Origin of the sequence: Vibrio sp. Vb0598 (assembly GCF_033338935.1) — a bacterium.
GTDB classification, from domain to species: domain Bacteria; phylum Pseudomonadota; class Gammaproteobacteria; order Enterobacterales; family Vibrionaceae; genus Vibrio; species Vibrio alginolyticus.
In genome coordinates this window covers 146436-169127 of sequence record NZ_JAWOTP010000005.1, presented here as the reverse complement: position 1 = coordinate 169127, position 22692 = coordinate 146436, and the positions used below count along the sequence as shown (strand labels likewise).

Genomic DNA, 22692 nt, shown 5'->3' with positions numbered 1-22692 from the left:
ATAAATCAAACAAACCCCAGATAACATCATATATCCCTACCAAACTATTGATTCAAAGCGTTTCCTGAATCTAATTCTGATTTTTATTTAGCAAGCATCGCTTAGTCAACTAAGAACTTGTCTTAATTTCACACTTATTAATTGTCTTGTTAGCTCTTTTGAAATAGACAGAAAACTTAAGTAATGACTAATTTAGCTTAAGTATAAAAGACAACTTTTTTACGTTATTTACCTCACACTATTTAACTATAAATTTGCAGACGAACAAATTAAATTAATACATTCACCTGGCTAATAAAAACAAAAGCAAAACACATAATTATAATTCTATTATTTATAAGGACATAGAAAAGTGAAATTTAAGTATTCTTTAGCAACGGCAGTCACTCTCGCATTATTACAAGGCTGTGGCGGTGGCGGCGGTGATGGTTCATCACCTACTCCGTCCACTAGCAGTGCAAACGGTCCAACATGGAAAGCCGGTGATTTTAGCCAACCGTCGAAAACGTTTATCAACCAATGTGAAACGCCCCGCGTCGGACTGGACCCATATGACAACTATGCCGCCTATCCAGATAAATTGGGCTCTGCATTACACGAAAAACTCTTTTTAAGAGCTTTTACTAACGAAACGTATCTATGGTATGACGAGGTTCCTGATAATAATCCAGCAAACTACAAAACTGTTACTGATTACTTCAATACGCTGGTCACCTCTGCTACTACCGCGACGGGTAAACCAAAAGATCGCTTCCATTTTACCGTCCCTTATGAAGATGAGATGAAATCATCGCAATCCGGTTTAGTTGCTGGATTTGGTTTTAACTGGGCATTCCTACGTGGCGTACAACCTCGAGACGTTCGTATTTCCTACACTGAAGAAGCCTCGCCAGCTGATAGAAGCGGCATTGCTCGTGGTGATAAGCTTCTGAAAATCAATAATATTGATGTGGTTAACACCGGTAGTCAGTCCGACATTGATTTTATTAACAAAACGCTCTTTAACCCTGACATCAATCAAGATTACACCTTCACATTTGAGAGTGTTGACGGTCTAGAGAAAACCGTGACGCTTACCGCCTCTGATGTCATGACCTCTCCAGTTAAAAATGCCAAAGTGATTACACACAATGGTATGCGGATCGGCTATCTGCAATACAACTCCTTTGAACCAAGCGCTCAAGCCCCGCTTATTGAGGCGTTCAGTACGCTCTCAGCAGAGAATGTTGACGAGATCGTCGTTGATTTACGTTACAACGGCGGTGGCTTAGTCCTTCAGTCCTCGCAAGTAGGCTACATGCTAAGCGGTGCTGGTCAGAACCGAGTCTTCAGTGAATTGATTCACAATGACAAAGTGATGCGTACCATTAAGGATGGGGATAACATCTATCGCTTTACGAATCTAGCAATAGACTGGGCAGCACAGAAATATTCGGACCAAGTGCTTCCGACACTGAACAAAAAGCGCGTATATGTACTGACTTCAGGAGGCACGGCTTCCTCAAGTGAACTGTTAATCAACGCTTTGCGCGGCATTGATGTGGAGGTTATCCAAATAGGCTCAACAACCACAGGTAAACCGTATGGGTTCTCACCAGAACAAAACTGCGGCACTATGTACTACACTATTCAGTTCAAGTCGGCGAACGAGAAAAAATTTGGCGACTTCGCTGATGGTTTTATTCCTACTCCAAAGAGCCAAATCAATACCGAGCTAGGCTTAAACAATAGAGTGGAAGGTTGCTGGGTCAATGACGACCTAACAAAACCGTTAGGCGATCCGTCTGAAGGTATGCTTTCTGCGGCGCTAAACTACATGGAAACAGGAACCTGTCCGCCAGTATCCCCTTCAAGTTTCAACGCCATGCCGCGTAACATTTCATCTCCGGAGTTAAGCGATCTTCGCTCTCCGCTACGAACAGAGGCAATTCATGTTGAGATCAACTAACTTTTTACGAATGCTGATTCGGGTTGCGCTTTTCTTAGGCACTTCGATTTCTTTGATAGGATGCCAAGCTATGTCACAAGAACCCGTTGAAGCATTGAGTAAAAAGAACTCTCCGGAAACAGTCATAGAGATTCAAAACGCGATCGCAGAAATCCAAGGGACACCAGCACCTAGAATCGCAAATAACGTATTTGAATCCTCACCGCATTTGTTGATTGAAAAAGGACGAGTAAAAGGGAACAACAATCAACTGTTGGATGGCAGCTATACGGATCTTCCAGACCAATATACGTTGCAGATAAGAGGTGAAACCTGTGGCTTGTACTATGCCAAAACAGATACTTTTGTCTCTCTCAGTTCACTAGATTGTGAGCCCATCATTAAGTTTTAGATCTCCCAAAATAGAAGCCCGCTGATATCAGCGGGCTTCCTACTTTATTGTTCAGTGTGAAACAGTCAACGTTACTTTAGTTCAATCCATGCTTTGCGCTGTTGCTTATCCATGTATGACCAAGCTACAAAGCGGCTCACTTTCTGCCCTTGACTCATTTCAACCACACGAATGGCTTTCACACCCAATTTTTCAAGCTGCTTGCGCATCGGGCGAACGTTGTCTTTTTTGGATATAAGTGTTGTAAACCACAAGACCTGCGCAGCAAAAGCTTGGCTTTCATTCGCCATTTTTCGGATAAACGCCGCTTCTCCGCCTTCACACCACAATTCAGCGTTTTGACCGCCAAAATTCAACGCAGGCTTACTTGTCTTTACTTGTGCGGTTTGAGGTTTTAGCCCTTTCTTACGCTGGTTTGCTTTTAGATTATCGATTTTACGCTGGCTGCCCATAGCGGCATCTTCCGCCGAACGGTGGAATGGCGGATTACATGTCGTCACATCATAACGATCATTCGGTTGAATGATACCTCGATAAATATTGGCATCATTGTGTTGCTGTATTAGTGCAATTTTTCCCGTCAAAACACGATTGTGCTCTACGATCGTTTGAGCCGATTGGATGGATTTTGGATCGACATCGCTGCCCGTATAGTGCCAACCGTATTTTGTTACACCAACAATCGGATAAATACAGTTTGCTCCCACGCCAATGTCCAACGCTTTCACTTTTTGGTGCGCGTACTGACCTTTTACTTCACTATCAAGTAGTTCTGCCACTCGGTGAATGTAATCAGCGCGGCCCGGAATCGGTGGGCAAAGGTAGGTGTCGGGAATGCCCCAGAACTCGATACCATAATACGCAGCAAGCAATGCTTTATTGAGCATTTTAACAGCATTAGGATCAGAGAAGTTTATGGAGTCTTCCCCTTTCGGATTTTTGATAACGAATGGCTTTAACTGTGGTTCACTTTCCACGAGTTTTTTAAAATCGTAACGACCTCGATGAACATTACGCTCATGCAAACCATTCTTCGCTATTTTTATGAACTCGACTTCGCTCTTTCCCGCAGGCTGCGAGGATTTGCGCGCAACTTTGTCTTTAACACGCTTCGGCTTGGCTTTATTCGCGTCTTTATTCTGACCCGCCATTGAAGTTTTTGGCTTTGCTTGCTTCGCGTTGTGATTATTGTTCTTCATTCAAATTCGCTTTTAAATCGAGATAAATCATAAACAAACGAGCATCAAATTCGAGTTGGTGATACTCAGGCTCCATGTAGCAACATAACTGATAGAACGCCTTGTCGTGGTTTTTCTCACGAGTATGTGCCAACTCATGTACCACCAGCATCCTTAATAGTGGCTCGGGCGCATCTTTAAATACATTGGCAATGCGAATCTCGTTTTTCGACTTCAGCTTACCGCCATGGTTTCTACTGATTACACTGTGCAAACCAAGCGCGTTGTTTACCGCGTGAATTTTCTTATCGTAGACGACTTTACTGATTGGCGCGGCTTTCTTCATGTAGCGATTTTTGATTGTCATGGCGTATTCATAGAGCGCCCTTTCGCTTTTGATTTGGTGCCTATCGGGATAGCGCTTTTCGAACCAAGGAACAAACTTGCCACTCGTTATCAATGAGCTCACCTGCTCTACGATGTTTTGTGGGTAGCCTTGAATGTATCGAAGTGACGGATGCATAGAGTTAACGTCTGTTATGACAAAATAAAGGCGCTCAATATACCTGAGATAAAGGACAGTTTCACCTTAGCTTTCGCCTTTCATTTATTGTGAAAGGCCGTTAAACTTCGCCTCCCAATGATAATGGAGAGAAACTCAATGAAACGTGTCGTCCTTTACGTCAAAGACAAATGCCCTCACTGCAAAGATGCTCAACGTTATCTGGATTCGAAAAATATTAACTATCGTTTGTGCAATGCTAAGATGCAACGCGGTCGCAAAGAACTTGATGCGCTTGGTGCTCGTTCAGTGCCAGTTTTAAAAATTGGTGATCGGGTAATGATTGGCTGGAACCCAAAGAACTTCGAGAAGATGTACAAAGGCGACTAGTGCTCGGACGATGAATCTGCGCTGCGTTTAAACGTAGCGCTTGATAAAGTCGATAAACGTTCGATCTGCTATTGATAAATACCCCTGCTTGCGCCAAGCAAGTGCCAGATCCAGCGTCACTGGTGGTTCAAACGGCACGCCAACAACGCCTGACTCATGTTGAGTCACCAATTCCAGTAACGCGGTAATCGCAAACTCTTGTTTTACAATACTCAAAATCAAAGGCAGTAAGTTGGTCTCGAATGATGACTTCATGGTAAACCCATGCTCCTCACTCACCTGATCCAAAAATTCGCGGTGAAAATAGCCATGCTGAAACATAACCAAATCGTGTTCAAAGAACTCATCAAAAGTAAGAGCGTGTCGCTGGGCTAACTCATGCTCAGGTGAAACAACTGCGACCATTTGGCTAGTAAACAAATGGTCAGTTTCTAGGTCATCAGGCACGTTATCACAACTGATCACACCGATATCGAGTTGACCATTGAGCAGCATACGACGAATCGATTGAGTCCCAGCTTCGACCAAGGTCAATTTTAACTCCGGGAACTGGCTTTTAAACGCCATCACAATTCGTGGAAAGAAATAACTGCCCATCATTGATGGCGTTCCGAGCCTTACTTCGCCTTTCGCTAAACCTTTCAACTCATCAATCGCGAGCTGCGCGTCGTGCAACTGTTGAATCACCCGCTTGGCATGTACAAGTAGCGTTTCGCCCTCTTTCGTTAAGCTGATTTTTTTATCATCACGGCGAAATAGGGTAACACCCAAAGACTGCTCAAACTTTTTGATAGAAATGCTTAATGCGGGCTGGGCAATATGCAGGGCTTTCGCCGCATGGGTAATATTTCCATGTTCAGCGACCGCCAGAAAATGTTTAAGTTGTTTCGATTCCATTAGATCAAAAATATATGGTGTCCATATTTTTAATATATTTTTTTAATTTATAACGAACTGATAGATTGATCACAGTCTCTCCATTTGCTCACATTAGGCAGGATTCATGGTCAGTTTTGGCACACCGGAATACAAACGCATTACGCTCTCGCTAGCGCTTGGTTCCTTCTTGGTTTTTTCAAATTTATACCTACTACAGCCAATGCTGCCCACTTTTGCTCAAATTTTCACGATCTCAGAAACGCAAGTGAACTGGTTATTTGCGGCCTCAACACTCGCTCTCTCTTTTAGCCTCGTTCCAATGGCTGTGTTGTCAGAATCAGTGGGAAGAAAGCCAGTCATGATGGCTGGTCTGTTTTCGATTCCTACCCTTTCCGCTTTGATGCTGTTTGGTGACTCATTTCTGTTTTTGGTGGTATGTCGAGCACTGATCGGTGTCGCGCTCGCAGCTTTTGCTGCGGTCGCCGTGGCTTACATGGCAGAAGAGCTCGACAAGCACGCTTTCTCGATGGCAATTGGAACGTACATTGCGGCTAACTCATTAGGCGGTATTGCAGGGCGTATTAGCGGCGGCTTATTGGCGGACAATTTCAGTGTTGATGTCGCCATTGAAGTTATGATGGTGTTCACTCTTCTTGGTGTCATTGGCGTTCACTATTTATTGCCAACACAGCGCAACTTCACTCCGTCATCAAACAGCTTACGCCATCAAAATCGTGCGCTTATTGGTCATTTTAAAAACCAACGCGTGTGGTTCGCGATGCTGATAGGAGGACTTAACTTTGCTTTGTTCGTCAACCTATACTCCGTCATGGGTTTCCGTCTGGTGAGTGAACCTCACAATGTGCCCGTCGGGTTGGCCTCACTGATATTTATTTGTTACTTGGGAGGGACTTTCTCCTCTCGTTGCGCAGGCCACTGGAGTAAACGTTATTCATCAATCCTCGGTATGTTCTTAGGCGCGATAGTGAGCATGACGGGGATGTGGATTGCGGCGGTTGAAAGCTTGACTGCAATGCTAGTTGGATTGTTGCTGATAAGTTTTGGTGCCTTCTTTACTCATACCCTCGCCTACGGTTGGGTCGGTCAGAATGCCACTCGCGCCAAAGCCACCGCGACAGCGCTCTACTTAGTACACTACTATGTAGGCGGTAGTTTGGGAGGATTCTTACTTCTTTATTGTTGGCAACATGGTGGTTGGTCGAGTGTTCTTATGGGGGGAAGCGCAGTCTACCTAGCAATGTTTGCTGCAATTGCGTATCTGAAACACATTGCCGAAAGAAAGCACACTGACCAAACACCTGACGCGGCGAGTTTAAAGAGTAGCTAAGGTACGCTCATTTGCGTAATACCTCTCTGGTTACTTAGATAACCAACTCTGCTATGCTTGGGCTACTTTAATAAAAACCAGAAAGTCGTATGTCAACGCGTTCAACACAAAACACAGATATCGAAGCGATCACTCAACAGGTCGATCAATGGCTCAACGATGTGGTAATCGGACTCAACCTTTGTCCGTTTGCTGCCAAACCGCAACGTAATAAACAAATCAAAATCTTTGTTAGTGAAGCGACTCAAGAAGAAGCGCTTCTTGAAGATATTTTATTGCAACTGATTGAGCTGAGTAACACAGAGCCCGAACAACTTGAGACCACGTTGGTTGTGGTTCCCAACATGCTACAAGATTTCTGGGACTACAACTTTTGTATCGATTGGGTTGAAGGATTAATTAAGCAGCAAAACTGGGAAGGCATTTTCCAAGTAGCGACTTTCCATCCGGATTACTGTTTTGGCGGCGCAAGGCCTGAAGACGACGAAAACCTGACCAATCGTTCTCCTTACCCAATCTTCCATTTGATTCGCGAAGAGAGTATGGAAAAGGTACTAAAACACTATCCTGATCCTGAATCCATTCCCGATACAAACATCGCTCGTGTTTCCTCCCTTTCAGAGGAAGAACGTAAAAAGCTGTTCCCTTACCTATTTCGTTAAGCACCACCATTCCCAAAGGCAGATTTATCACCAGTTAGATGCAATGCCCTTGGGGTTCAAAGTGCGGTTTGGTATCATTGCCGCTTCAATCGATTCAATGGAAATTAGAATGCAACTGTCAAAGCTAACCCAAGAGATTTTTGATCACTTATACCGTGATATCACCGAGTTCCGTAGTACGTTCGACTTACCAGTCGCAGACGCTGCAAGCCTTGATACGCAAGCAGACACACTACACACCTCTTTGGCGATCGAAGAGCTAACAGAGCTAGCAGAAGCAGATTGTAAAACTGAGCAAGCAGATGCCATCGTAGACAGCGTGTATGTATTAATGGGCCGTCTCGTTCATCTTGGCCACAGCAAAGTAGAAGACAACCTGGCGATCAGCTACTTAATCGATCTTCTATTAAACGTTGCGGTAAACCGTGGTATCGAGTTTATTCCTTGCTGGGATGAAGTACATTCAAGCAACATGAGCAAAGTATGCCGTAACGAGCAAGAGTACTCAGAAACAGAAGCATTCTACGCGGAACAAGGCATCAAGTTGATGGCGGTGCAGAAAGGTGAATACATCATCGCGAAATGCGCCGAAGATTTCGTATCGGAAGGTAAAACCATTCGTAAAGGCAAAGTACTCAAATCTGTTTACTACCGCCCAGCAGATCTAAAACCGCTAACTCAGTAAGCGTTGAGTTTGGCTTTCTCGATTAAAAAAACGACCTCAAGTAGGTCGTTTTTTTATTGTCCCTAAATACTAATCAAAGATTAAATAAGGTTGCTCATCTACGATGACCTTTTTGACTTGAGTATTGAACACTTCCCCGAGCGCTTCTTCCGTTAGCACAGTATCGGCACTTCCTGATGAGTGCAGCACACCGTTGTTAAGCAGCAATACTTTATCTGCGTGCTTTAATGTGCGATTGAGATCGTGATTAGCAACCAATACTCCAATTCCCTGCGCCGCCATAGCGTTAATCAATTGATAGAGCAGACCCTCTTGCGCAATATCTAACGGTGCTGCTGGCTCATCCAAAATTAAAAACTGCGAAAAAGGATTAATGGTACGCCACACCTGCAAACATACACCTGCTAATCGGACACGCTGCCACTCACCACCGGATAATGTTTGAATACTGCGATGAAGCTTATCTTGCAGTTGTACCAGCTCCACCACCATATTGACGGCATCACGCACTTTGATATCCGCAATCTCAGCACCACTTGGCAGAGATAAAGCGAGATACTGAAACACATCAACATTAAACGCTGGGCGCGATTGCTGACACAAATAACCTCGAACATGAGCTTGCTCTGACAACGGTAAAGTAAGCAAGTTTTTGTTGCCAACGTACACTTCACCACTCATACCGTCTCGGTGACTTAACGTACCAGAAATCGCAGCCAATAAAGTACTCTTACCGGAACCATTAGGCCCAACGATATGTACGATTTCGCCAGCTTTGCATTCAAAAGAAAGAGGCAATAATCGACTACCAACCGACATATGTTTAACGTGCATCATGACTCTTCACCAGCATCCAGATGAAAATAGGTGCGCCAATCGATGTTGTCATGACACCTAAAGGTAACTCTGCGGAGTCCAATAACAGTCTTGCGCCGATGTCAGCAAATACAAGCAACGCAGCACCAGATATTGCAGAAAGTGGCAATAAATAACGGTTTTCCGTACCAAAAGCCAAACGCAACAAGTGCGGCACCACCAAACCAACAAAACTGATGATGCCACCCAAAGCGACTGAACTACCCACCAAAACAGAAATGGCGAGGATCAGTTTCCAACGCATTTGATGCACATCGACACCCAATTGGGTCGCATGAATCTCACCCAGCATCAATCTATCAAGCGATTTGCCTTTACAACATAACCAGATGAGCACCGGTAACATCACCAAGGTAACGGTATGTTGATACCAACTCGCACCGCCAATACTGCCCATTAACCAATACATCAGTTGGCGTAAGCTAAGATCATCACTAAAGTAAAAAGCCCACGTCACAATCGCGCTCGATAAAATACCCAATGCGACCCCAACCAAAAGCAATCGAGCCGTCGTCAGGTGCATTGCCCTTGCTATCGCCACCAAAACAAACGTGAAGACCATCGAGCCTGCAATCGCTGCCAACATAAAAACAATCGGGGTAGGAAGAACAGGTGACGCGAACATGATTAAGACCATTGCTAAGCTTGCACCACCAGATATACCGAGCACGCCAGGTTCAGCCAACACGTTCCCAAGCAACACTTGTAACGTCGCGCCAGATACCGCTAACGCAGCACCAATAATTGCCGCGGACACTAACCTCGGTAAACGCAAGTCCACCAATAGCTTCTGTTCAAATGCAGATAAGGATTGAAAAGGAGAAAGGAAAATTTCTCCGACCATCAAGTGAATGGCAGAGAGTACAGCGAGGACGATCGACATAACCATCAGGTTACGTTGCCAGCGTCGTTCCTTGTTCAGGATAAGTTGTTGAAAATCCATAGCGACCGATAAAAACAAACGAGGCTTAACCTTACAGTTAAGCCTCGGTAAATTGCAATTAACTTCTCAAAGCAATGTTGGATTAATCGTAAACCAACTCACCCTCTTCAAAACGGGTTTTCACTTCACAAACCATCAGAGCTGCGCGTTGACCTATTGCGACGTGGCGATTCGGGAAGACAATCGCTTCGTTTTCATTCTTCGCCATTAATGGTTTGTCGCCATCATGACCAAACACTTCGCCGTGAACAAATGAGGTGAAGTTTTCAACATTGTCGTCGAACATAAAGTCAAAGTCTTCGTTCAAACGAACGATTGTGCGACTTACGCGATACTTAATGCATGGTTTTGGTAGGTGTTCTGGCTTCGTTTCCGCAATCAAATTACGTAAAGACAAATCAAACGCGGTCAGTTTATCGAGGTCATTTTCACCAATACGAGCCACGCGTCCAAGCTCCATCGTGAGAGCCTGCGCACCAAAGTTCTCGGCACTGTACCAGCTAAACGTACTCGATGGTGAGTTTGACAGGAGCACAGCTTCAATGTGTGCACTGTCCAAGAAATCGATCAATGCCTTGCTGCGCACAGGATGACGAGTCTTAGGACTTACTGCAAACGTATAGTGCTTCGAGCCTCTAATCGCGCAGTGTAAATCAAGGTGCCAGCGTGTTGTCGGGTCGGTATCCTGATAAAAATCTCGAACAAGCAGCTTAAGCGTATCGGCGATAACAAGCTCTTTTGTCTGTTTGTGTTCTTTTTCGTCAAACAGACGGTTGAGGTTTTCTTCAAGGAATCGCGTGTGCGCCAGAGTGGATTCTGGGTGAGCAATAATGAACAGACAACGGGTATCGACCGTCTGGAACCCAGATTCTATGTCTTGAATAATGGAATCCACCAGCTCCATCGGTGCGGTTTCATCTCCGTGAACCCCACAAGAGATGATGATGTTCTTCGTATCCTGAGTATAATTCGCAGGGATTACTTCTAATACACCACGCTGATAGAGTTTAAGTTTTACACCGTTAGAAAGCACCTGCTCCGCTGGTGCAACATCAATATGAACATCTAACGTGTCAGTTAAAAACGATTGGCGAAAGAGAGACTTCGTCATGCGTTACTCCTTAATAGCACGGCGGATATGTTAATAAATTGTACAAAGGATTTTTGTTGCTGCGATCTCACTTATGAGTAGAAATCACTATTTCCCTCGAAAATCCGATGCCTTTTCGCGCCAGGCACTCAAATCAAGCATTGAGGCGTTTAATTTTCAAACAATTACAAAGTGTTAGGGCTGTGAACTTTACCACAGCCCTGATTAAGATCATTATGATTTGATCAAATTTTTGTAGCTATAAAGCAGATTATGCATCAACACTGCGAAAAACTTAGCCGCGCTGTGCGAGCAAACGCTCAAACTCATCGACTTTTTCACGCACTAGCTCAACACTCTGCTGCCAAAACGTTGGCTGGGTTAAATCCATAGACAGATGCTTTTCGACGACATCTTCCGCCATCATGCAGCCTGTATCGCGCAGCAAATTGATGTAATCGGTGTAAAACGCTTCGCCTTTGGTTTCTCGCTGTGCATAGATACCCTTGCTAAACAAGAAGCCAAATAGGTATGGGTAGTTATAAAAGCTCACGCTATCAATAGAAAAGTGCAGCTTGCTTGCCCAGAAGTACGGATCCGGTTCGCTCATTACGTCGCCATACCATTCTTTCCAAGTTTCTGACATCAACTCACAGAAATCATCTGCGGTTAACTCTCCATCCTGGCGGCGTTCATAAAACGATTTTTCAAACTCGTAGCGAACCGGAATGTTGATCATTAAAGCTAGCGCAGATGACAACTCTTCCCACAACATCTCGAGCTTTTCATCAACGCTCTCAGCTTTCGAAATCAAATGATCACGAACGATGTTTTCTGCAAAGATAGAGGCGGTTTCTGCTAACGTCATTGGGTAGTAAGTTTGGCAAAGTGGCAAATCACGAATAACCCAGTTATGGAACGCATGGCCAAGTTCATGTGCCAGAGTCATAAGGTCTGAACGGCTGCCACTCCAAGTCATAAACACAAGTGGTGTTCGCGTTGCTGGCAGTTTGGTGCAGTATGCGCCAAGACGCTTGTTAGCATTTGGCGCGGCATCAATCCAACCATTTTGTACCATCAAACGGACAAACTCCGACATCTCAGGGTTTACTGTTTCAAATGCTTCACAAATAACATCAATCGCTTCATCAAAGTCGTAAACCTTCGCTTCACCGCTCAAAGCAGGCATAGCCGCCAGATGATTCCAAGGTTTCATCTCATCCAGACCATGTACTTGCGCCATCAATAAACCTGCTTTCTGACCAATAGCTCGACTGTCTTTGGCGACTGTCATCATCGCATTTAAAGTTTCAGCTTGGATTCGGCTACCATGCAAACTCGGCTCTAGGAAGTGAACTTCACGCTTCGTAGAACGCTTTTTGTTTTCAGTTAAGCGCCATCCTGCTAACGCATTCAAAATCGCAGCGAATGATTCTTGGTGCGTTTGCATTGCATCTTGTACGCCTCGCCACGCGGCTTCTTGACGCTCGAATTCAGAACCATAAAGAATGCTTGCCGCTTGAGAAAACCCAAGCTCTTCACTATTACCATCTGTGTACTCAAGCTTCACTTTCAATGAGCCAGTCAGGTTATCGTATAGGTTACCCCAAGCCGATTTGCCATCCACACTCATCGCAGCCAGTAACTGTTCTTCTGCGTTGCTAAGACGAGTATCCGCCAACTTTCTAGAATTCAAGATAGAAAAAGCTTGCCCACTGATATCAGGATTCTCATGGTCTAACACGCGCAAGATAAACTCTTCGTCGGCATGAGTTAATGTCAAATCAAAGGGACTGAACGCTTGGGAAAGCTCCGAAAAGATGCGGGTCATTTTACCAAGTAACGATTTCGCTTCGGCGTTTGTTGCATCAACAGAAGCATAACAACTCGCAAAATTTGCAACTGTGCCCGCTAAACGACTCGCGGCTTCATTGGTTAAAATCGCATTTTGCATGATCTCTACGTTGCCACAATCTGCTGATTGTTTATTCAAAAGATCAATACATTGTTCCACAAGAGCAATATCGTCTTGAATTCGTGGGTCAGAAAGGTCGTTATAAACGATGGACAAATCCCAACTCGGCGTTGTCATTTCTATATTTCCTTTTTATGTAACTGAGTCAATTTTCGCTTCCTGCACCTAGCAGATGGGCTTCCACTGACATCTTCCGTGACTATGCCCGTAAGCAATATCGTTCTGGGCATTTTAATATTTATAAATTAACGAGTTAAAAGAGGTACGCCAATCGAACGCACCGAGGCGTAAATTTGCTCATCTATAGTAATTGTTATATGCGTGACAGAAGCGTTTCCTATCGACAACGTCGAATACCACTTTGGGTTACGCCAATCTAACTCCAATACATGAGCAAGAATCATACGAATGACGCCACCATGCGTGACGATAAGGAGATTGTCATTGATATCGTTGATGATTTGAGACCAAACGCGACATATGCGCTCAGAAAATGTGCTTAAGCTCTCAGCATTCGGCAACGTATGTTGTGCTGGCGATTGCCAAAAAGCATCTAGCTTTTTCCACTGCTCAGTGAGCAGATCAAAAGGCATACCATCAAAATCACCAAATGCCATCTCTTGTAAAGATTCATCCGTCATTACTGGTAATAATTGCTGTTCAGCAATGATGTTTGCCAGTTCTTGACAGCGTGAAAGTGGAGAAGAAATTATTCCACCCACACCTCGTCCACTCTCAGCCCAAGCCCGAGCAATACTCTCTTGATCAGCAGGCGTAACTTTTACATCTGTTTGGCCATGGAGTCCTGGTGGAGCGTCTACTTTTCCATGACGCACAAGATAGATATTGAGTGTTTTCATTTTGTTCCATCCTACTCTTTAAGAACCAACGGCAAACCAGCAGCAACAAAGGTAACGCGATGGCAAACACTGGCTAGTTTTTGATTCATCCGTCCTGCATTATCCACAAAATAACGACTAACCGCCCCCAAAGGTACAATGCCCATTCCAACCTCGTTAGAGACGAATATTAACGTCGCATCTGAGCCACGTACCATCTTTATAAGCTTTTCAATTTCTGCTTCTAGCTTCTCATGGGAACATTCATCACCTAACTCAAATATCCAATTGTTGAGCCACAAGGTTAAACAATCGACCAATACAACATCGGTGGTAGCGAAATTTGTCAGTAACTCAGATAAATGAAGGGGGCATTCATGCTCTTGCCACTCGCCCCCGCGTTGCTTTTGATGATGCGCTATTCGCTCTCGCATTTCTTGGTCAAATGGCAGCGCGGTTGCAACATAGTGTAATGATCGATGAGAAGCGACCGATAATTGCTTAGCTGTTTTTTCTGCCAAATGCGACTTCCCAGAGCGCGCGCCACCGAGTATCAATTGCTTCATGAGGAGTGATACAACCCAATCATAGTGAGATAAATAAGCAGTTCCGACAACTGTTGCGCTGCGCCAAGGCAATCCCCCGTAAAGCCGCCAATTCTCTTGGTTAACCAACGTTTGAACATCAAACGAAATACCACGAGAACAAGCGATATCAAGATCGCATCCGCGATACCAAGCACAAGCAATGTTATGCCACCAGTAAACAACAAAATGGAGACTTCTAGAGAAGACTGGCGACTTGCTAGCGGTTTACTTTTCGACGTATCACTGTCACTGACATAAGGCATGTCATAAATAAGCGTCGCTGCTAGTGCTCGGCTTGCGGTGTAAGCGACGACAATGACCAACCAAAAGTGCGGCAAGTTAGCCAGTTCACTCCAAAAAACATACTTAGCCAATAACGCCATAATGAGAGTGGCGGCACCATAAGTGCCAATACGACTGTCTTTCATAATAGAGAGGCGTCGCTCTACGGTCATGCCACCGCCAATGCCATCCGCCATATCGGTCAAGCCGTCTTCGTGAAAAGCCCCAGTTAACAATAAGCTAAACACCATCGTTAATACTATGGCAACCGACTCTGGGAAAAAAATTGAGGTGAGCGAGAATACCAAAGCGCAAAGTGCTCCAAGCACGAGACCAACTAACGCAAAGTAACGGCCTGCCTGATTCATGCGTTCTTCACTGTAAGGCAACGCTTGGGGCACGGGTAAGCGGCTAAAAAAACTGGTAGCTAATAGAAATAACTCCCACTGGTATCTTAACGATGACGGCATGACTTTCTCAGAATTATCAGGGACTGACACTAAACTGTAACTCCTGCACTCTCGAAGCTCGCCATTTTGTTGTAAAACTGGGCAGCAGCTTTTAACAGAGGCAAGGCAAGAGCGGCTCCTGTTCCCTCCCCTAGCCGTAAACCAAGGTCGAGCAGAGGTTCTGCTTTTAGATGTTCCAATACAAATTTATGTCCATTTTCTTCAGAGCGATGGGCAAACAACATGTATTCACGCGTTTCTTCGTCTAACAACGTCGCAATATAAGCCGCTACCGATACGATAAACCCATCCACTAAAACTGGAGTTTTAAGCCGCTTGGCTTCTAAAAAAGCGCCCACTATCTGTACGATTTCAAAGCCCCCAACCTGTGCGAGAATCGCTTTGGTATCAAGACCTCGACATCGGTTTACCCCCTGTGCTACCAGTTTATATTTGCGGCTCAACTGCTGTTGATTGATTCCGGTGCCAACGCCAACACAATAATCAATATCTAATGAGCTCAGTGCCGATAACAGTGCTGAGGCCGAACTGGTATTACCGATGCCCATCTCACCGAACATCAAGAGGTTTGAACCATGCAAAATGGTTTGCTCAGCAATCTTCGCACCATATTCTAAACCTAACGCCACTTGTTCTGGGGACATCGCTGATTGTTTAGAAAAATTAGCCGTACCGTTACCCAACCGTTGTTCAACCAAGTTGGGATGGGATTTAAATTCTGGAACCAGCACATCAATAGGAGCCAACATGCCGCAATCTATTACTTTGAGTTGAATGCCATTAATGTCGCAAAAACAGTTGATGGCTGCGCCGCCAGCGAGAAAGTTAGCCACCATTTGTTGAGTGACTTCGCTTGGCGCAATGCTCACACCCTCCTCTGCAACGCCGTGATCTCCAGCAAATACCAGCATGCTCGGTTTGCAGATAGCGATGGAATCAACTGGCTGAGGTTTATCCTGACTTTGAATAAGAGCTAACTGCAGTGCCACCTTTTCCAATAAGCCTAAAGAACCGACGGGTTTGGTTTTGTTATCTATGCGTGCTTGTATCTCCGCAGCAAAAGAGTCATCCATTTTTTACGTTCCTTTGATGTTGTCTGGGTGAGAGGTGTTCTGTTGTTCAAGAGGTCTTGTTCAGCGACAGTTTTTGCGCGCCCACTATTGTATACACTTGCATCCAATTGGGGCAGCGCTAATCAAGTTTATCTCAGGATAGTCTGCCGAGTTCGCAGAGCGTCTCACCTTTCTTGCACGAGATTATAAGTAACTCGTTGAAATCCGCTACAATAGCTTAGACTATGTTCCCATATAGGAGAAAAGATATGGATAACAACACCTGCGCAATCATCGCCGGTGCAACTGGCTTAGTAGGCTCAAAAGTCATTGCAAACCTCATAAATCAATCAGGTGTTGGAACATTATATTATCTTTCTCGCCGCCCACTCGATGGCGTCCTAGATGTGGACAACAAGCTTATTCCTCTCATTGATGCAGACCTTTCTATCCACCAATGGGATGAGAACCAACCAACACCAACCATCGGCTTTATCTGTTTAGGTACGACCCTTAAGCAAGCTGGTAGTAAGGATAATTTGCGTAGAGTAGATGTTGATCTGGTGTGCAAAGTCGCCCAACAAATGAAAACAATCGGAGTCAAACGCCTTGCGGTTGTTTCTAGCCTCGGTGCAAATAGTAAATCGCCATCCCATTACTTAGCTTGTAAAGGACAAATGGAACAACGAATCGAAGCTATGGATTTTGAGGAAATCGTATTTGTTCGCCCAGGCCCGCTTGTTGGTCAACGTCAAAACCCAAGAATGGACGAGAAGTTAGTACAAACTCTGTTTAAGGTAATTCGCCCACTTATGCTAGGCAAACTGTCCAACTTTTTACCTATTCGAGCAGAAGATGTCGCCAAAGCGATGATTTATCAACTTTTCAGTTATCAAGAAGACTCGGTGGTTTACTTACAAAGGAAAGAAATGCGTGACTTACTGCATCACTACGAATAACCATTTTGTACAATTAACGTGCTAATTCACACTCTCACGCGACTTAGATCTCGTTTTTATATTCATTTTAGATCTAGCTAATACCCGTTTGTCATTTTTAAAGTTATATTACGAGCGTTATCTTACGCTCCATAAATAAATCCGTATAAAACCCCGTATAAAAAACAACCGCCACTTCGGCTGGTTGATAAGGTCAAATTATGAATTTTGCAGTGATAGCCTCTCTAGCCGTCTTTGTTGGCATATTGTTCTTTCTATTTAACCAACAACAAAAGAAACACACTCTTTCACGTCTCGTTTTGATCGGTCTTGTTACCGGTTCTCTTTTTGGTCTTGCTTTGCAACTCATTCACGGTGAAGGCAACAGCGCTATTGCTCAAACACTTGAATGGGTAGGCATTGTAGGCAGTGGCTACGTTGGTCTACTGAAAATGGTCATCATGCCACTGGTGTTGGTATCGATGATCTCTGCAGTTGTTAAATTGGAGAAAGGTGGATCTTTAGGTAAAATTTCTGGCCTGACCATCTCTGTTCTTTTAGTAACGACTGCAATTGCTGCACTTATCGGTATCTTGGTGACAACGACATTTGGCCTTTCAGCAGAAGGGTTAACTGAAGGTGCGCGTGAAACCGCTCGTATCGCCGTTTTAGAAAGCCGTGCCGGTACAGTAAGTGACCTAACTATTCCTCAAATGCTAGTTAGTTTCATTCCAACCAACCCATTTGCTGATCTAACAGGTGCTCGCTCGACATCAATTATCGCTGTTGTGATTTTCGGCGTGTTAACTGGTATCGCCGCTCGTAAAGTGATGATGGAAAAAGCAGAGTTGGAATCACCGATTCGTACTTTCGTAGAAGCTGCTCAATCTATCGTTATGCGACTAGTGAAGATGATCATGGCCCTAACGCCATACGGCATCGCAGCACTGATGGCAAAAGTGGTAGCGACATCAAGCGCAGGCGACATCCTAAACCTACTTGGCTTTATTGTGGCGTCTTATGTTGCTATCGCACTGATGTTTGTTGTTCACGGCGTATTAGTCTCTTTTGTCGGCGTTAGCCCTGCGGAATACTTTAAGAAAATCTGGCCTGTACTGACCTTCGCGTTTACATCTCGTAGCTCAGCAGCAACAATTCCACTAAACGTAGAAGCGCAAATCACGAAGCTTAACGTACCACCAGCGATTGCAAACCTATCAGCATCGTTTGGTGCCACTATCGGCCAAAACGGCTGTGCGGGTATCTATCCTGCAATGCTAGCAGTGATGGTAGCTCCGACAATGGGCATCAACCCACTTGATCTACACTTTATCCTGTCATTGATTGCGATTATCACCATCAGTTCATTTGGTATTGCAGGTGTCGGCGGCGGTGCGACGTTTGCAGCCTTGATTGTTCTTCCTGCAATGGGCTTACCTGTGACCATCGCGGCACTGCTCATCTCTATTGAACCATTGATTGACATGGCACGTACCGCACTAAACGTTTCAGGTTCAATGACTGCGGGTACAATTGCTAGCCGAGTGCTGAAGTCACCAGAAAGTGAAGCAACATTGGAAGAAACACGAGCATAGAACTCAAATTCCTTCCAAAGCGATATAACGTAAAATATCAAGCCGATGGTTCGCCATCGGCTTTTTTCATTTTCAAAAATTCAACTTGCATCTTTCGTTGCTAGTCAAGGCGTTGAATGGTCTAATACTGTCATCGGTTTTGTAAACGGTAAGCAGAATGCACCAAGATAATCAGCCCACTTTTTTCTTCTTTGATTATGAGACATGGGGAACCAACCCCGCGAAAGATCGCCCAAGCCAGTTCGCTGGTGTTCGTACAGATGAAAACTTTAATATCATCGGCGAGCCTTTAGTCATGTACTGCCAGCCACCTGCTGATTATCTTCCGTCTCCTGAAGCTGCACTTATTACTGGTATTACTCCGCAAAAAACGGTTCAAGAAGGCCTTTCTGAGCCAGAGTTTATCGCTAAGATTCACGCTGAACTCGCGAAACCCAATACTACCAGTTTAGGCTACAACAGCATTCGCTTTGATGACGAAGTGACCCGTTATACTTGTTATCGCAACTTTATCGATCCATACGCATGGAGTTGGCAAAACGGTAACTCACGTTGGGATTTACTCGATGTACTACGCGCGTGCCATGCCCTTCGCCCAGAAGGCGTAGAATGGCCAGAAAACGAAGATGGCTTCACTAGCTTTAAATTAGAACACTTGTCTGTGGCTAACGGCATAGAACATAGTAACGCGCACGATGCCATGGCAGATGTGGTTGCGACTATCGAAATGGCAAAGAAAGTAAAAGCAGCGCAACCAAAATTGTTTGATTACTTTTTTTCTATGCGCCAAAAGCGCAAGCTCAATGATTTAGTCGACATCGTCAACATGACACCGTTGATGCACGTTTCAGGCATGCTAGGGCGCGAATGCCAGTACACTAGCTGGATTGTGCCTGTTGCTTGGCATCCAACCAATAATAACGCCGTTATCACCATCGATTTAGCGAAAGACCCTCAACCTATTCTTGAGCTATCCGCAGAAGAGCTGCACGAAAGACTCTACACGAAGCGCGAAGATCTTGGTGAATTGCTACCAGTGCCAGTTAAACTAGTTCATTTGAACAAATGCCCTATTCTCGCCCCTGCAAAAACGTTAACGGCTGAAAATGCAGAGTCTATTGGCATTGATCGCCAACAATGTCTCGCCAATCTCGCTTTGTTGCGCCAACATCCTGAAATTAGAGAAAAGCTGATTAGCCTCTTTTCAGTCGAGCGCAAATTCGATAAAAGTGATGACGTCGATATACAACTTTACGACGGGTTCTTTTCTCCAGCCGATCGCGCAGCTATGGATATCATTCGCGAAACCGATCCGAATAATCTTGCTGCATTAGACATTGAATTTGATGACAAGCGCATTAAACCTCTATTGTTCCGCTATCGTGCGCGTAACTTCCCAGGCACATTAGACGAGCAAGAACAAAGACGCTGGGCACTACACTGTCGAGAAGTGTTTGAAAGCCAAATTGAAGAGTACATGCTGAATTTAGAAAACTTAGTTCACGAACATGAAAGTGACGAAAAGAAGATTGCGATATTAAAATCCGTGTACCGTTATGTAGAGAGCTTAGCTTCCTAACTCCTCCTAATACAAGCGCACCTTATGGTGTGCTTGTTGTTTATATACTGTCAAAATGATTAAAGAACGATTCTTACAACTGATCCAACTGCTCATTTCAATCTTCCTCATCATGGGAGCACTTGGCATCGGAATTACCATTCAAAAGTTCACTGGCGTTTCCGTTCCAGGAAGTGTCATCGGTATGCTCGTACTGTTTTTCTCCATGACTCTTGGGCTTGTAAAAGTCGACTGGGTCAAACCGGGCGCCACGCTATTTATACGCTATATGATCTTATTGTTCGTTCCTATCAGCGTCGGATTAATGCAGCATTTCGATTTACTACTCGCCAATGCGCTCCCTATCATCGCTAGCGCGGTTGGCGGTTCACTCATTGTATTGGTCAGCCTCGCTTGGCTGCTGGATTACTTGCTACAGGAGAAACACTGATATGTGGTTAGTTGTTACCATTGCGGTTTTTCTTATCGCTCGCCAAATCGCAATCAAAGTGAACAATCCTCTAGCAAACCCTTTGCTGATCAGTATCGCAGTGCTCATTCCTTTGCTTACTTACTTAAATGTGCCATTTGAAACGTATTATGCGGATAACGAAGGAATTAGCTTTTTGCTTCAACCTGCTGTAGTTGCTCTGGCTTATCCACTATATGAACAACTACCACAAATTAAAGCAAACTGGCGAATCATCACTTTTGCTTGCACAGTAGGCAGTGTGATGTCGATGATGACAACCACCTTGATCGCAGTCGCTTTCAAAGCGGATATCAGTTTAATCGCGAGTCTAGTGGGTAAGTCCGTCACTACACCAATAGCGATGGAAATATCGAGTCACCTCGGTGGTGAAGCCGCCGTTGCAGCGATCTTGGTTCTGATTGTCGGTTTATTGGGCGCAATTTTGGCATACCCAATTTACAATTTGATTGGAATTAAACACCCGATTGCACGTGGTCTGACAATGGGTACAGTCTCTCATGCCTTAGGCACCGCTACTTGTGCAGAGAAACAGCCCATAGATGCCGCGTTCTCATCACTCGCATTGGTTTTATGTGGGATCATAACTTCTATTTTGGCTCCAAGCTTTTTTGCTTTGGCTGTCTGGCTATATCAATAGTTAAGCGCTCTCGGTCTGCCCTCCTTCCGGCAGGCCGTAGCCTTTCCGCTTCTTCCTTACCCTTTTCAAAACCCTATCTTATCTATCAACCTCACCCAGTAATACCGTGAAGGGACTTGATCGAGATATACATTCATAGCGTTAGCATTCTAGGTTCTACCACTCGCTCTAGATTACGTGGGTATAAAGTAGCATAGCGGTAAAGTCGCGTGGGTAACATACTCCTGCTCCTTGGTCATATGAACATATACTGATATGGTTAATTGTGAGACGGAGATAACGCTTCACACCTGTGCAATCGAATACATGTGTGAGCTCACTCTAATTATGTAACAGAATTATCAATTGCATTATTTATCGTGATCTAACGCACGGAACATTTCTATCTTTCACATAGAATAACTGTCCATGCAATAACAAGGATTCAACATGAAAAGTCGCATTGAACAGGCGCTAGCAGGCGCTCCAGAAGCACTTTCCAAACAACTTGCTCCTATCATCCAAGCTGATGATTTTGATGCTACGCTTTCAGTTCAACAATTTGAGCAGTTGCTTTCAGCTACCGGTCTATCAGACAAAGAGCTTCGTGTTGCGCTACTTCCTTTTGCCGCAGCGTACTCCTATGCTCCCCTTTCTGACTTTTATGTCGGCGCTATCGTTCGTGGTCTTTCAGGTCGCCTTTACTTCGGTGCCAACATGGAATTCTTTGGTGTACAGTTGGGTCAAACGGTTCACGCAGAGCAGTCTGCGATTAGCCATGCTTGGATGAAAGGCGAACGTGGTGTTAAGGATATCACTATCAACTTCAGCCCATGTGGTCACTGCCGCCAGTTCATGAATGAGTTATCTACCGCAAACGAGCTTAAAATCCAGCTCCCAGAACGTGAAGAAAAGTCACTTCATGAATACCTGCCTGAAGCCTTTGGACCAAACGATCTCGGTATCGAGTCCGGCTTAATGGCAGAAGTTAAACACCAATTCTCATGTGATGATGAAGACGCACTCATCCAAAGTGCAGTTGAAGCGATGAACATGAGCCACTCTCCATACACCAACAACTTGAGTGGTTTAGCATTAGAGATGACTAGCGGCCGTGTATTCCAAGGCGCTTATGCAGAAAATGCAGCGTTTAATCCTAGCTTGCCACCGCTACAAGTTGCGCTAATCCAAGTTTTACTTGCGGGTGAAACCTTTGACAGCATCAAAGCCGCTGCATTGGTAGAAAACTCTGAAGGTAAGATCAGTCACTTAGCCGATACGCAATCAACGTTGGAAGCGTTGAATCCAGATATTCCGCTTAGTTTTGTCAACGTATAAACGACAAATTCAACAAAAAGCTCTACAACATGTAGAGCTTTTTTATTACCTAAAAAC

At 44.6% G+C, this 22692-nt stretch carries 23 protein-coding genes; 12 read left to right on the top strand and 11 right to left on the bottom strand.

Annotated features, from left to right (window positions below; all coding sequences use genetic code 11):
- The first annotated feature begins 352 nt into the window (after positions 1-352).
- Positions 353-1948 (top strand): S41 family peptidase, encoded by a 1596-nt coding sequence (locus tag R7Q38_RS07705; RefSeq protein WP_225472828.1) that lies wholly within the window; start codon positions 353-355, stop codon positions 1946-1948.
- 70 nt (positions 1949-2018) lie between these two features.
- The gene (locus R7Q38_RS07700; RefSeq protein WP_005397755.1) at positions 2019-2339 is read left to right on the top strand and encodes a hypothetical protein; all 321 of its coding nucleotides are present in this window, start codon (positions 2019-2021) and stop codon (positions 2337-2339) included.
- A 71-nt stretch (positions 2340-2410) separates the two neighbouring features.
- On the opposite strand, the gene rlmF is transcribed toward R7Q38_RS07700, so the two are convergent.
- Both rlmF and R7Q38_RS07690 read right to left on the bottom strand, forming a co-directional pair.
- Positions 2411-3538, bottom strand: a complete 1128-nt coding sequence (gene rlmF / locus R7Q38_RS07695) for a 23S rRNA (adenine(1618)-N(6))-methyltransferase RlmF (RefSeq protein WP_318114178.1) — start codon at positions 3536-3538, stop codon at positions 2411-2413.
- Positions 3525-4040, bottom strand: coding sequence for a M48 family metallopeptidase (locus R7Q38_RS07690; RefSeq protein ID WP_137281908.1), 516 nt, complete (start codon positions 4038-4040; stop codon positions 3525-3527). The genes rlmF and R7Q38_RS07690 overlap by 14 nt, the downstream gene beginning before the upstream one ends.
- 138 nt (positions 4041-4178) lie before the next feature.
- Here R7Q38_RS07690 and R7Q38_RS07685 point away from each other — a divergent pair, with 138 nt between their 5' ends.
- Positions 4179-4409, top strand: coding sequence for a glutaredoxin family protein (locus R7Q38_RS07685; RefSeq protein WP_005377871.1), 231 nt, complete (start codon positions 4179-4181; stop codon positions 4407-4409).
- A 27-nt stretch (positions 4410-4436) separates the two neighbouring features.
- On the opposite strand, the gene R7Q38_RS07680 is transcribed toward R7Q38_RS07685, so the two are convergent.
- Entirely contained in the window at positions 4437-5306 is an 870-nt protein-coding gene (locus R7Q38_RS07680; protein WP_137281907.1) for a LysR family transcriptional regulator, read from the bottom strand.
- Positions 5307-5412: 106 nt separating this feature from the next.
- Here R7Q38_RS07680 and R7Q38_RS07675 point away from each other — a divergent pair, with 106 nt between their 5' ends.
- The 3 genes from R7Q38_RS07675 to R7Q38_RS07665 all read left to right on the top strand — a co-directional run bounded on the left by R7Q38_RS07675 (position 5413) and on the right by R7Q38_RS07665 (position 7983).
- Complete coding sequence (locus R7Q38_RS07675; protein ID WP_053306932.1) at positions 5413-6636, top strand: MFS transporter; 1224 nt, start codon at positions 5413-5415, stop codon at positions 6634-6636.
- Between the two features lie 89 nt (positions 6637-6725).
- Complete coding sequence (locus R7Q38_RS07670) at positions 6726-7298, top strand: DUF1415 domain-containing protein (RefSeq protein ID WP_053306933.1); 573 nt, start codon at positions 6726-6728, stop codon at positions 7296-7298.
- A gap of 109 nt (positions 7299-7407) precedes the next feature.
- Entirely contained in the window at positions 7408-7983 is a 576-nt protein-coding gene (locus R7Q38_RS07665; protein WP_005377875.1) for a nucleoside triphosphate pyrophosphohydrolase family protein, read from the top strand.
- Between the two features lie 69 nt (positions 7984-8052).
- Here R7Q38_RS07665 and btuD read toward each other — a convergent pair whose 3' ends face one another.
- The 8 genes from btuD to cobT all read right to left on the bottom strand — a co-directional run bounded on the left by btuD (position 8053) and on the right by cobT (position 16118).
- Entirely contained in the window at positions 8053-8820 is a 768-nt protein-coding gene (gene btuD, locus R7Q38_RS07660) for a vitamin B12 ABC transporter ATP-binding protein BtuD (protein WP_017820884.1), read from the bottom strand.
- Entirely contained in the window at positions 8807-9802 is a 996-nt protein-coding gene (gene btuC / locus R7Q38_RS07655) for a vitamin B12 ABC transporter permease BtuC (protein WP_005377877.1), read from the bottom strand. The genes btuD and btuC overlap by 14 nt, the downstream gene beginning before the upstream one ends.
- 82 nt (positions 9803-9884) lie before the next feature.
- Positions 9885-10913 (bottom strand): succinylglutamate desuccinylase, encoded by a 1029-nt coding sequence (locus tag R7Q38_RS07650; RefSeq protein WP_005377878.1) that lies wholly within the window; start codon positions 10911-10913, stop codon positions 9885-9887.
- A gap of 274 nt (positions 10914-11187) precedes the next feature.
- Complete coding sequence (locus R7Q38_RS07645; protein WP_138939952.1) at positions 11188-12984, bottom strand: M3 family oligoendopeptidase; 1797 nt, start codon at positions 12982-12984, stop codon at positions 11188-11190.
- Positions 12985-13112: 128 nt separating this feature from the next.
- Entirely contained in the window at positions 13113-13727 is a 615-nt protein-coding gene (gene cobC, locus R7Q38_RS07640) for an alpha-ribazole phosphatase (protein ID WP_225491444.1), read from the bottom strand.
- Positions 13728-13738: 11 nt separating this feature from the next.
- On the bottom strand, positions 13739-14272 hold the full coding sequence (gene cobU / locus R7Q38_RS07635) for a bifunctional adenosylcobinamide kinase/adenosylcobinamide-phosphate guanylyltransferase (protein WP_025766771.1): 534 nt from the start codon (positions 14270-14272) through the stop codon (positions 13739-13741).
- The gene (locus tag R7Q38_RS07630; protein ID WP_053350436.1) at positions 14269-15045 is read right to left on the bottom strand and encodes an adenosylcobinamide-GDP ribazoletransferase; all 777 of its coding nucleotides are present in this window, start codon (positions 15043-15045) and stop codon (positions 14269-14271) included. The genes cobU and R7Q38_RS07630 overlap by 4 nt, the downstream gene beginning before the upstream one ends.
- A 29-nt stretch (positions 15046-15074) precedes the next feature.
- Entirely contained in the window at positions 15075-16118 is a 1044-nt protein-coding gene (gene cobT, locus R7Q38_RS07625; protein WP_021707632.1) for a nicotinate-nucleotide--dimethylbenzimidazole phosphoribosyltransferase, read from the bottom strand.
- A 248-nt stretch (positions 16119-16366) separates the two neighbouring features.
- Between cobT and R7Q38_RS07620 the strand changes: the two genes are divergently transcribed.
- The 6 genes from R7Q38_RS07620 to cdd all read left to right on the top strand — a co-directional run bounded on the left by R7Q38_RS07620 (position 16367) and on the right by cdd (position 22635).
- Entirely contained in the window at positions 16367-17056 is a 690-nt protein-coding gene (locus R7Q38_RS07620) for an NAD(P)H-binding protein (RefSeq protein ID WP_053350419.1), read from the top strand.
- Positions 17057-17256: 200 nt separating this feature from the next.
- Positions 17257-18630 (top strand): L-cystine transporter, encoded by a 1374-nt coding sequence (locus tag R7Q38_RS07615; RefSeq protein ID WP_005377885.1) that lies wholly within the window; start codon positions 17257-17259, stop codon positions 18628-18630.
- A gap of 157 nt (positions 18631-18787) precedes the next feature.
- Positions 18788-20209 (top strand): exodeoxyribonuclease I, encoded by a 1422-nt coding sequence (gene sbcB / locus R7Q38_RS07610; protein WP_262634187.1) that lies wholly within the window; start codon positions 18788-18790, stop codon positions 20207-20209.
- A 55-nt stretch (positions 20210-20264) separates the two neighbouring features.
- Positions 20265-20639 carry a CidA/LrgA family protein gene (locus R7Q38_RS07605; protein ID WP_005377887.1) on the top strand — a complete coding sequence of 125 codons (375 nt, stop codon included), beginning with the start codon at positions 20265-20267 and terminating at the stop codon, positions 20637-20639.
- Between the two features lies 1 nt (position 20640).
- Entirely contained in the window at positions 20641-21318 is a 678-nt protein-coding gene (locus tag R7Q38_RS07600) for an LrgB family protein (RefSeq protein WP_005385454.1), read from the top strand.
- Between the two features lie 429 nt (positions 21319-21747).
- Positions 21748-22635, top strand: coding sequence for a cytidine deaminase (gene cdd, locus R7Q38_RS07595; protein WP_005377892.1), 888 nt, complete (start codon positions 21748-21750; stop codon positions 22633-22635).
- Positions 22636-22692 lie beyond the last annotated feature (57 nt).